This is a genomic window from Noviherbaspirillum album (assembly GCF_035916955.1).
In the GTDB taxonomy this organism is placed as follows: Bacteria; Pseudomonadota; Gammaproteobacteria; order Burkholderiales; family Burkholderiaceae_D; genus Noviherbaspirillum; species Noviherbaspirillum album.
Window position 1 is genome coordinate 2502 of the sequence record NZ_JAWIIV010000071.1, and the last position, 10977, is coordinate 13478.

Here is a 10977-nt window from a genome sequence, read left to right on the forward strand (position 1 = left end):
AGGTGGTTTGCCGGCGAAACAAGGCGTGGTGACGCGACATGGCGGGCTCGGCGCCCCCGGGCCATGGCAAGGAGGACTCGGTGTCCCCACACAACGCAGTGTCGCTGGCAAAGCAGCCGGGATCGTCAGGCAGGTCAAACCGAAAGCGCTCTAGTCAATAGCTTCTCGCTCTTGGCCCTTCGGATGTTGCGCTGCTTGGGTACGGCGCAGCCAATGCGAGCTGGCCGCGGTGAACTGCTTGGCAGTGTCAGGGTCCATCGGCGCAATCGCTTGCGCGCAATTCTTTAAAAATGTTTTTACCTGAAGATACAGCGTGTTTGCACTGATACCGGCCGCCGGATCAGGTCGACGCAAACGTTCCGGTGACCATGGCGCACGTTTAATAATGTCGGTAGCTTTGCCAAGTACATGGACGTGCCGGTTGCTTGGATGTGCCAGATCGGGATGAAAGCCGCGTGATACGAGATAGCCGGAGAGTTCCTCTCCAAGACGGGATGAAATCGCAATGACATCCCGCACTCCTTCGAGGTGATGTTCAGCGCGGGAAGCGGCAGGCGAATAGGCATCGACTTGGTTCGCACTCCCTTGAGCCACTACTCGCAAATGACCGACCCGAGCATCAAGCGCTTCCTTGAGCGGCATGCCGGTTTCGTAGAACAAGTACAGCGCGACGCGGAGCCGGCGATGAGCGGAGGTATCCGGAAGCTCGTGGAGTCGCTGCTCCAGGAATGCCCATTGCGCCGTTGTGAAGCTGCGGGATTTGACGACAGCGATTTCATTCTTCGGCAAACGGATATCGTGCCATGGATTATTGGCCAGATAACGATTCTCTTCCATGTACCGGTACAGATTCTTCAGAATCACGACCGCTTGGCGACAGGCCGATTGCGACAGTGGTCCTTCAAAAGGGCGCCATAGAGGGCTCCATCTTTCCCTGCTGCGCGGGCCGCACCACTGCCTGAGCGGCACCGGATTCGCGAGGAAGGCGACATAGGCTTCGCAGTCCTGGGGATTCATCGACGAAAGCGCCCTCTTTCGCACCAGCACAGCCCATAACATGAAACGCTCGGCTTCTTTCCAGTAGGCGCGCTGTGTATTGGTCATCGGCCTGGACAACAAGATTGAGATCGGCGTGTCGACGGCTTCTGATTCTTCCGACAATGCGCGGGGACCGACTTCATGCCTGGATTTTGACCTTACCCAGCAAGCGATGGCGTCTCGATCATTTTGCGCAGCCATCCTGCATTGCGCTTGCGGCAAGCGGCAATCTCCCTCGCTTCCATCCAGTTCCGCGGGAATGATCAGCTTGTCGAGAGGTACCACGGCGGTGGTGGGGGCAACGATCCCGGCGAGAGAGTGCCGGTCGAGACGTTTTCTGGGAATGCCCACATGTTTTCCGATTGACAGTCCCGTGCTGGTTGCATGCAGATTCAGCCAATCGACAATTCGATCCGCCTTGTTTTTTCCAATCGCGGGTACTCCGTTCGACCAATGATGTCCTAGCCCGTTGATGCGATCGGCCAGCTGCTTGAGCGTCCTGATGTCGACCGATTTCAGATGCGCGGCGAGGTCGGGATGAAGCCACGCGTCGATAAGATCGTCGGCCTTGGGCGGTTCGACGACAAGCCTTTCCAGCCAGTCGAGAGCAGCGAGCTGTTTCGCAATAAGTTGGCTGCGCCGCGTCTGCCTTGTCGACTGCCGGCCATAGCGGGCGATGAAATGTTCAAGCTGTTCCGCCTCGGAGAAGTCTGCCAGGTCATTATCGTTCGCGAACTCTTCCAGGGTCGGGATTTTTGCCTGGCGCGTTTCTGACTTCTGAGCATCTATTCCCACGAGCCGCGCGGTGCCGGGACGTGCATGTCGCTTCGCGGCGGCCGCGAACTCGTCCCGGATCCACTGGACCGTCCGATTCACCAGCTTCCTATCCTGGTGTTCCCCTTCGAGCCGCAGGTAGCGGTTCCAACTCTCGTAGGTATCGAGTCCCTGTACGACGGCTCGCATAAAGGCAATATGGCCGAGGTGAAGTTTGCGGCTCTTGCGAAGACGTGGTTTTTGGCGATTGTCGCTCATGGCGGTCGGGAGTCGATCAGGCAAATTCACATGTGGTTGTGAAGGGCTTGGCTACCATTGGAAGGCTCCCGAATCGGCACGCCATCCGTTCGTTCGGACCATGAACGAAGCTCGGACGTCGAGTATGGCTTTCTGCCTGTCGCATCTGAATTCGTTTCTTCAGCATCTTTAATATGAAATCGCATGTAAGACATTGATTCTATAGTGCATTTATTGAGACACTGAAATCATGCCGGCTTTGATCATCATTTTCTACGTATGTTGATTATACATTTTCGCGTTTGTCTGCCAACTTCCAGTGCTTTGGGCGGGATTTCCCCATGCCGCTAATGGGCTTTAGTGGAATGCCAGCGGCAAAGTCAATCACATGGGATAGCCGTAAATCACGGTACGCGCTAACGCGTTTGTTCGACCCATTTGCCTGCCTTGATTTCGGCATATAGCCGCGGCATATCCGATTTTGCGAGCGTGACGAAGCTGCCATCTGCCAGGACAGCAATGGCGCCGTCTCCATCCGCGAAGACATCGACACGTTTGCCGGCCTTCATGAACCGCCTGCCACGGTACGCGTCCGCATCGGTCTTGCACGACTGGTGCAGCTGCGTCTGTTCGCCCTGGCGATCCAGTTGGGCAGCGCGTTCTGCGTAATCGGATCGTTTCTCGATCATGCTGAGCAAATAGCGATACACACGATGGCCGGTTGCGCCGATGGCCTTGAGGCGTGTTTGCGCGATCTTGAAGATGTCTTCGAGACGGTATCCTGCCTGATGAGCAAGTCCCCTCAGCTTGCAGACGCCGGTTTCCTTCACTCCCATCCCGACGATATCGCGTAATGCTTGAGGCAATGTAATGGGGTTCGATTCTCGGTTTTTAAGAGAAATCTTCCGTAGATCTTTTTTATAACTAAGGTCTACGTATATAGCACCAGTGGACATTTCTGTCCCCTGTGTGCAATTAGTCTCCGATATGGACCCTTCATGTGGCAGTTCAACCAGGGAACACAGCTCTTCTGTGAATGCGTACTGTCGGGTTGTGAAAAGCCCATACTCGGAGCGCTTGGAATCGAGGGGTCTGAGCCAGCCGAGCTGACGAAATGTTGCCACTGCTCGCTGCACAGTCTTTTCACTGACATCTGCTTCTTCAGCGACGCGGTCCGTTCTTGCCTTGATCGGCTGCAGTCCGTTTTTCTGCGATGTCCGAGTCAGAAGGGCACATAGCACCTTCCTCATGCTTTTTGTCAGCACGAGAAATGTGGGATGCGTGTGTGCACGAAGAATGGCGTGCTGAATGATTTTTGGATAATGCTGATACGGTTGAACGATGTCTTCTAAAGTATAGGCGCGCACAATCTCGCTCCGCTGGCCTAAGGGCCGCAAAGTGTCAAAGGGGCACGGTTTTCGGAGCTGAGGGACGAGTTATATCCCGGTGATTTCGTTTAGAACGAAAAAATCTCCGTAAGCGTGCAAGAAAATGGCTATGGCGTCTTGCACTCGGAAGAACTTACGGATAGACTTTGAATTGTCGAGATTCGATTGCCTACCCGGGTTAATCGAGTACAGCAAAGGCCCGCTCCCCAGCGGGCTTTTTGCTTTTGTCAGCCACGGATATGTGACTTTAAGTGGTCATTTTCTTCTCCATTAGGGATAAAAAACTTAAGTCTTTGTTTTTTATACGGTTTCTATTAGAAACTACCTATTTCTGCGATTTCAGGTGCTCTGCGTGCCTTTCCAGCACTTGTCGTATCTCATCTGCTACCGCTTGGGCTTGCTCAGCATTTTTGAAGTCGAGTCGAATGCTGGTATCCGTCTTCCGATAGCTGCAAAACGTCGATTTACCAATCTTAATTTGAACGATCTCTGCTTTCGGGGGCTTTGCCTTAACCGAAGGCAATTCGTTTTTCTGATCGGAAATGATGCTCGAAGGCAGTGAATTGCCTTCTCCATTGAGCAGGCGTACAGCCTGCCCCTGATCGAGTTCGCCGTCAGCGATACGACGCAACGCTTCAACGACCTGTTCACTTCTCCCCTTCTTCGCTTGCGCCGCCAACGCGAGTGCGGCATTGGCGCCGAGAAGCTCAGGACGGGAATTCAGTATTTGATGTGCTTCATCGGGCAAATCTTCGAAAGACATCAGTTTCGAAATCTGCGCCTTAGATACGCCGGCCATCTCTGCCAACTGATCCTGATGCAGACCAGGTTTCATCTTGCGGATCATGCGAAAACCCAGGTACTTCTCATAATCCGGCAGACTCGGCTGGAGCAAGTTTGCATAGAAGGCATTGATGTTGGCCTGTACTTCATCACTGTCGCGTACAACCGCAGGGATTTTCTGTCGGCCAAGTTCGCGGTAAGCTGCTACGCGGTTATGGCCCGACACGATTTCATATCCGCGGTCGTTGCGGCTACGCACTGTAATCGGCGTGACAAGATCGTTGTTCCGAAGATTTTCCTTCAGCTCGCTGAATTCTTCTTCGCTAAGCTTGCGGCGCCTGCCTTCCACTTCGTATAAGTCATCGAGCGGAATTTCCAGGTTGACCGCACGCGCTTCTGCGTCGCGCAACTGCAATTCCAGTTCCTCTACGCGAGACTCGGCGGCATCCATTCTTTGCGCCGCGTTTAAAAACATCGCAGGCGCCGTTCGAGGCGCCCGCTCTCCAGTCTTGTCGACAGTCCGTGCTTTTACGCCAGCTGTCTTGGCGCCCAGCTTGTCATAAATGCTCATGCCTTACTCCATGAAACGGCGAGTTGGTCGAGGACATAATCAGCCAGGCGATCAAGTGGTTCCTTGTAGCGCCGATACGCCTCTATGCTCCCGTCAGGCTTGCTCAGGTCATAAATCGTTTTCAGTTGCGCTGACGCGGTGCGCGCTGCAGTACTGTCCGGAATTTCTATGCCGTTGATATGCGCGCCATATGCCTGTTTCATCCAGGTCTTGACTAGGCGCGAGATCTCGTTTGCTTGCACTTTGGTATAGACGATCGAGATAAAGTCGTAGCGCTTTTGCTTTGCGTCCGGCAGGCCGTCGATCAACTCGGAAAAAATTCCCCAGAACTGCACGCTGGAAGCAAAGTCGAGTGCGTCTGGAGGGCAAGGCATCAAAAGTCCGTCAGCCGCGATCATCGCATTGACGGTAAGATGCGAAAGGCTGGGGGAAGTGTCGATTACGATCAGGTCGAATTCCTTGCGAAGCGGTTCGATCCCGTTCTTGAGTACTTCCCAAAACTTGAATCCACGCTGCTCCATCGCCTTGGCCGGTAATGCGAACTCCGCAGCCAGCAGTCCGCTGGAGGCAGGAATGACCGACAGGTTGTGCCAGTACGTGTTCTGCACCGCATACTGAAGGTCGGGAAAGTCGCCGTAGATGTACGGCATGATCGTCTGATCGATATCGACATCTTGTTCAGGGCTGATGCCGGCCAGCTGCGTGGCCGTCCCCTGTCCGTCACAGTCGATAATGAGTACTTTCAGTCCGCGCAAGGTCAGTGCCTGGGCAAGTGCCATGGAGGTGCTGGTCTTGGCCACGCCGCCCTTGTAATTACATACTGCAAGCACTTTGCCCGGGGTTTCCAGTCCCCGGCGCGGCCGGCCGCCAATTTTCTGTACCCATTGAATGGCATCTTCAAGGGTGTACTCCTTGGCCTTTGAACCCTCGATTTTCCGGCCGGAAGGGAGCTCATGCTTCTGTGTGAGATACTTCACCTGGCTCTTGTCGATGCCGCAAAGATCAGCAATTGCAACACTTGTGAAAGTGGGCGCTAACTTCCTTGGATGGGGCTCTACCATCGCGTCCCGCACCTGTGCGAGTACATCCGCAGCAGTGGCTGCAAGATGATCCAGATCCTCCATGCTGACTTGTTGCAACGTCATGATCTCTCCCTTTTTGACGGGTAATTCCATATTTCATGAATGTTACTATGAAATGCGGAACTGCACCATGTTTACAGCAAGTTTTTCCCGTCGCGATCAAATGTGGGTTGAGAAATCACACCCTATAGAAATGTCAATTGCATGTTCACCACATTGACGAATTGTTTATAAGAACCTGAACGAAAATAAAACCGTACTCCGAAGCACCATCGCCCAATCGGAAATCGGCATCATTTAGCAGGAATTAAGCTTGAGCCCGAACAGAGTTATCTTTGTTGGGAATATAAATCCGGTGCTTGTGTAAGCACTTCCAGGTATTTTTCAAGGGAAATATTGCGGCCGCAAAGAACAATCGCGACTCTTTGCCCCTGATAGCGCGACGCATTTTGCAGCATGCCTGCCATGGCGACTCCTGCGGCGCCTTCCACCATCCAACGTTCGGACGCGGCCAGCAACCTCATTGCATTGCGAATTTCCGTTTCCGTGACCAGTGCGCAATGATCGATTACCTGCTGGCAGATACGAAAAGTGACTGCATCCGGCTCGATACCTCCCGCAGTGCCATCCGAAATCGTATCAGTCTCAACGATCTCGACAATCCTGCCCGCGGCAAGGCTGGCATGCATGCTCGGCGCATTGGCGGGCCAGCAACCAACGATTTCCGTGCGTGGAGACCTTGCCCTGAACGCCGTACCAATACCGGAAATCATTCCGCCGCCGCCGACTGAAACAAATACTGCGTCGAAGTTATTTTCTTGCTCAAGCATTTCCATCGCAATCGTGCCTTGGCCGGCAATGACTTCACTATCGTTATAAGGCGGTACATAGGCCTTGTTGCCAAGCCCAGCTTGATGCAATGCCGTCAATTCCGCAGCCAGTGCGTCGCCCGGGACATGCACAAGCTTTGCGCCCAGCAGGCGAATTGCCTCAGTTTTCGCGGGTGAAGCATGCTCCGGCACATACACCTCAACCTCGGTGCCGAGTGACCGCGCTGCCATTGCCATGGCCAAGCCGTGATTGCCGGAGGATGCTGTAACGACACCCTTTTCGCGCTGGGATGGGGAAAGCAGACGCAACTTGTTGCTTGCACCACGGAATTTGAAGGAACCGGTACGCTGTAGATGTTCGCACTTAAGATAGACCTCGCACCCTGTCAAGCGTGAGAGAGCGGAGCTGTACTCCAGCGGGGTAGTTAAAACCCGCGGGCGTAGCCCGTGGTGCGCTTCAGTGATTTTTTCAAATAAGCTGGTCATGAGGTTTTTCACTGCTCGAATTCTGCTTTTCTGGAAAGTCTGCATTGTCTAACAGCGTTTTGTCAGAATACAGACCGACATCGAAAAGTTGTATTGCGATAATAGTATTAGCAACGACGATTACTACCGTTCGCCTTTACCCAGACGCTTTTAGCTGTGAAGCGAAATGGAGGGGCACATGACGACGAGTGGGAAAAATTGACTCATCGCTCCTGATTGCGGCATTGTCGAATCCAGCAGTATGCTGTTTCGTATGATCGATTTACAATTCATCGAAATACAGTTAGTTCGCTTTTAAAAGTTGGGTTATGTTGTCCCGTATCCACCGTATCTATTGTAAGTAGCTCGTACTTCGATAAGGCCGCATGGGCAGAGTTATTTGCTACGTCCAAGCCTCGCTTGGCGACAAGGCAATATCCTTCATAGACGGTGATGCCGTTGAACTGGCATCAAGCGAATCGAACAGCTGCTGCATCGACTTGACGGTCAACGCACTCGACGCGACAGCAGTATTGACTTGTGTCGATCGAACGACGAGTGTGGGCGGAAGAAGAACGACTGCGTTTTTAAATAGTTTGTAGAAACGGCAACAGTGGACCGAACCGTTGATGTGAGACATTTTCAGGAGGACGCGGACATGTGGATCGAACGTTGCAGCAACTGGCGATGCCGGCGTCCTTATCAAGTAAATGAATTCAAGGGCGAGGGCGGCAATCTTTTCGGCGATGAGCTTCGACCTGAACAGGTCACATGTCCACACTGCGGTCTAAGCGAAGTTCGATGGACGTCCAGCATTTTCCTCACGCATGCGCTGTCTTCCGACGAGGAAGCGCATTTCCAGCACACTCGGCATAAGACTTGACGGTGGCGGGAGGGGCTTCGATTTCAAGCCTGCCGTCGAATAAATTGACGGTTCATCGGTGAATCTCATAGGCTGCGGGCATGGCTTTCGCTAGGCTGCATGGACGGGGTATTACAATACCCCCATACCGCAGGACCTGGCTTCAGCACATAGGAGTTTCACGTTGCTTACCCCCCAATTCACACCGTCAGCCAGTTTCGATGATCCCGAGGCAGCGTTCGAGCAGGCGCGCACCATTTACGAGCGGAGCATTGCATTCCTGCGCGAATCCTTGCAGCAATTCGTCGCCGGCGAAAACTTTCCAGAACGAGTTCGTGCTTGTTATCCCTTCGTACGTGTCCATACCGACACGGTATTGCGCGCGGATTCACGCCTCTCTTATGGTTTTGTCGCCGGGCCGGGCACCTATGAAACCACCATTACCCGGCCCGACCTGTTCGCCAACTATTACCGCGAGCAGTTTGCGCTGCTGCTGAAAAATCACGGCAGCAACCATCAGGTACAGATTGAGGTTGGCACCAGCACTCAACCGATCCCGGTGCATTTTTCGTTTGCGGAAAACGATCATATCGAAGGCAGCATGAGCGCCGAACGGCGCCTGATGATGCGCGATCTGTTCGACCTTCCCGATCTGGCAGCGATGGACGATGGTATCGCCAACGGCACTTACGATCCCTTGCCGGGCGAAGCCAAGCCGCTGTCGCTGTTTACCGCACCGCGCGTGGACTATTCGCTGCAGCGCCTGCGCCATTACACCGGCACCGCGCCGACGCATTTCCAGAACTTTGTTCTGTTCACCAATTATCAGTTCTACATCGACGAATTCATCAAGCTTGGCCGTGAAATCATGGCCAGTGCAAATGAACAACCCGGGCTTACCTCGAATGCGAACCAGTATGTCGCCTTTGTCGAGCCTGGCAACGTGATCACGCGCCGCATCGGCGCAGGCACGCAGACCGGCGACGAGCTTGGCGCTGCGCCGCCGCGCCTGCCCCAGATGCCGGCGTACCACCTGATCCGCGAAGACGGCTGCGGCATCACCATGGTCAATATCGGTGTCGGCCCGGCCAATGCCAAGACCATCACCGATCACATCGCAGTGCTGCGTCCGCATGCATGGCTAATGCTCGGGCACTGTGCGGGTTTGAGAAACACCCAGGAACTCGGCGACTATGTGCTGGCCCATGGTTATGTCCGCGAAGATCACGTTCTTGACGAAGACCTGCCGCTATGGGTGCCGATTCCAGCACTGGCCGAAGTACAGTTGGCCATCGAAGCGGCGGTAGCCGAAGTCACGCAACTCTCCGGTTATGAACTCAAGCGCATCCTGCGCACGGGTACCGTGGCCAGCACCGACAATCGCAATTGGGAACTGCTGCCGCAGCTCACCCCGGTGCGCCGCTTCAGCCAGAGCAGGGCGATTGCGCTTGATATGGAAAGCGCGACGATCGCAGCCAACGGTTTCCGTTTCCGCGTGCCCTACGGCACCCTGCTGTGCGTAAGCGACAAGCCGCTGCATGGCGAAATCAAATTGCCGGGCATGGCCAATCACTTCTATCGTGAACGGGTGGACCAGCATCTGCGCATCGGAATTCGCGCGCTGGAATTGCTGAGAGGGCAGGGCATCGACCGGCTTCACAGCCGCAAGCTGCGCAGCTTTGCCGAAGTCGCATTCCAGTAAGGGATAGGGTTCGGCTTGTTCATGCACGTGGTTCGGATGATGACCCAAGCCGATGTGCCGGAGGTGATGCGGGTGCAGGCCGGGTGCTATCACCCGTCAATGCTTGAAAGCGAAGGCGCCATCCGGGCTCGGCTAAAGACGGTGCCCGACTTGTCGTGGGTCGCGCAGGCGAACGGGCGGATAAGCGCCTATCTGGTTGCCTATCGTTCGCGGCTTGGCAAGCTGGGAGCGCTCGGTGCGCCTTTTAACGTCGCACCGGATCCGGACACCCTATATCTCCATGACCTTGCCGTTGATACGGCCTGCAAGGGACAGGGAATGGGACCGCTGCTTGTCCGCATGGCACTGGACAGGGCTTGCAGCGAGAGCCTCGCCTATTCGTCGCTAATATCCGTCCAGTCCTCAAGGGATTTTTGGGAGCGCCAGGGATACTCGATCTGGCGCAGACTCGACGCCCGGCAGGCAGACCAACTGCGCACCTATCCGGGGCAGGCCTGGTATATGGTGAACACATTGAAGTGACCGAAGCGGCGACTTGCCGGATCCGCAGATTTCGGGATCCATTGCAAACGTCGTCAAGCAGCCACAGGAAAAGGCACCTTCAGGCAGCCGACGCGCCAATGAGTATCCCGGGATATGCCTGCTTGAGCATATTGCCACCCTGCGGGTCCGCGTTGCCACATGCTGTGAGAAATGAGCGTGGAGTGCTTCAAGTCTCTGCATCTCAAACCGACAAGGTATATACGATGTGAATGCCTTACATCATGAAGCGAAATTGGGATTATTTCTTAAAGCCTCCATACTGTATTCATCATCGATTGAACAGCAGTACAGGAGCAATGACATGACCACATCCACATTTTCCAGCTATTCCGCATCGCAGGGCAACGGCAATTACGCCGGCAACCTGAGCCGCGCTTTCGCTGTCCTGATCGGCGCATTGTTTGCCGCACGTCCTCAGCCGGTAGCGCAAGTGAAAGCGACAGCAACGGTTAGCGAAGCACGCGACACTGTCAATCTCGCAAGGCTGTATCGCCTTTCAAGCGGCCGTGATTCGCTGAATCCCGCGTTGCTCGCCGAATTGCAAACCATCTCGGAGCGTAGTTCGGCTGTCTGAAGCCGTCCATGAATCTTCAGTGCGTGCATTTCTGAGTGGCGGCATCGGCAAAGAAAAATCTATGGTCACCCTCCCTTTTGCAAGGGTAGATTTTGGGTGTTGTGGTCGGCTTGCAAAAATCTATCCGG

General features: G+C 54.5%; 8 protein-coding genes. 3 read left to right on the forward strand and 5 right to left on the reverse strand.

The window, feature by feature from the left end:
* Positions 1-150 precede the first annotated feature (150 nt).
* The 5 genes from RY831_RS31885 to RY831_RS31905 all read right to left on the reverse strand — a co-directional run bounded on the left by RY831_RS31885 (position 151) and on the right by RY831_RS31905 (position 7234).
* Complete coding sequence (locus RY831_RS31885; protein ID WP_326510322.1) at positions 151-2070, reverse strand: phage integrase family protein; 1920 nt, start codon at positions 2068-2070, stop codon at positions 151-153.
* A gap of 395 nt (positions 2071-2465) precedes the next feature.
* Positions 2466-3416: a hypothetical protein gene (locus RY831_RS31890; protein WP_326510323.1), complete on the reverse strand. Its 951-nt coding sequence runs from the start codon at positions 3414-3416 to the stop codon at positions 2466-2468.
* A gap of 346 nt (positions 3417-3762) precedes the next feature.
* Entirely contained in the window at positions 3763-4791 is a 1029-nt protein-coding gene (locus RY831_RS31895) for a ParB/RepB/Spo0J family partition protein (RefSeq protein ID WP_326510324.1), read from the reverse strand.
* Positions 4788-5936, reverse strand: coding sequence for a ParA family protein (locus RY831_RS31900; protein ID WP_326510325.1), 1149 nt, complete (start codon positions 5934-5936; stop codon positions 4788-4790). Before RY831_RS31900 ends, RY831_RS31895 begins: the two co-directional genes overlap by 4 nt.
* Before the next feature lie 266 nt (positions 5937-6202).
* Entirely contained in the window at positions 6203-7234 is a 1032-nt protein-coding gene (locus tag RY831_RS31905; protein WP_326510326.1) for a threonine/serine dehydratase, read from the reverse strand.
* Positions 7235-8214: 980 nt separating this feature from the next.
* Between RY831_RS31905 and RY831_RS31910 the strand changes: the two genes are divergently transcribed.
* The 3 genes from RY831_RS31910 (at position 8215) to RY831_RS31920 (ending at position 10849) form a co-directional block, all read left to right on the forward strand.
* A complete protein-coding gene (locus RY831_RS31910; protein WP_326510327.1) occupies positions 8215-9732 on the forward strand; it encodes an AMP nucleosidase in 1518 nt (505 codons plus the stop codon).
* 36 nt (positions 9733-9768) lie between these two features.
* A complete protein-coding gene (locus RY831_RS31915) occupies positions 9769-10254 on the forward strand; it encodes a GNAT family N-acetyltransferase (RefSeq protein ID WP_326510328.1) in 486 nt (161 codons plus the stop codon).
* A 322-nt stretch (positions 10255-10576) separates the two neighbouring features.
* Positions 10577-10849 (forward strand): hypothetical protein, encoded by a 273-nt coding sequence (locus RY831_RS31920; RefSeq protein WP_326510329.1) that lies wholly within the window; start codon positions 10577-10579, stop codon positions 10847-10849.
* The last annotated feature ends 128 nt before the right edge of the window (positions 10850-10977 follow it).

What these genes read in the sequence shown, in the direction of transcription:
- RY831_RS31885 (WP_326510322.1), bottom strand. Translation starts at nt 2,070, where the DNA reads ATGAGCGACAATCGCCAAAAACCACGTCTTCGCAAGAGCCGCAAACTT.
- RY831_RS31915 (WP_326510328.1), top strand. Translation starts at nt 9,769, where the DNA reads ATGATGACCCAAGCCGATGTGCCGGAGGTGATGCGGGTGCAGGCCGGG.
- RY831_RS31900 (WP_326510325.1), bottom strand. Translation starts at nt 5,936, where the DNA reads ATGACGTTGCAACAAGTCAGCATGGAGGATCTGGATCATCTTGCAGCC.
- RY831_RS31895 (WP_326510324.1), bottom strand. Translation starts at nt 4,791, where the DNA reads ATGAGCATTTATGACAAGCTGGGCGCCAAGACAGCTGGCGTAAAAGCA.
- RY831_RS31920 (WP_326510329.1), top strand. Translation starts at nt 10,577, where the DNA reads ATGACCACATCCACATTTTCCAGCTATTCCGCATCGCAGGGCAACGGC.
- RY831_RS31905 (WP_326510326.1), bottom strand. Translation starts at nt 7,234, where the DNA reads ATGCAGACTTTCCAGAAAAGCAGAATTCGAGCAGTGAAAAACCTCATG.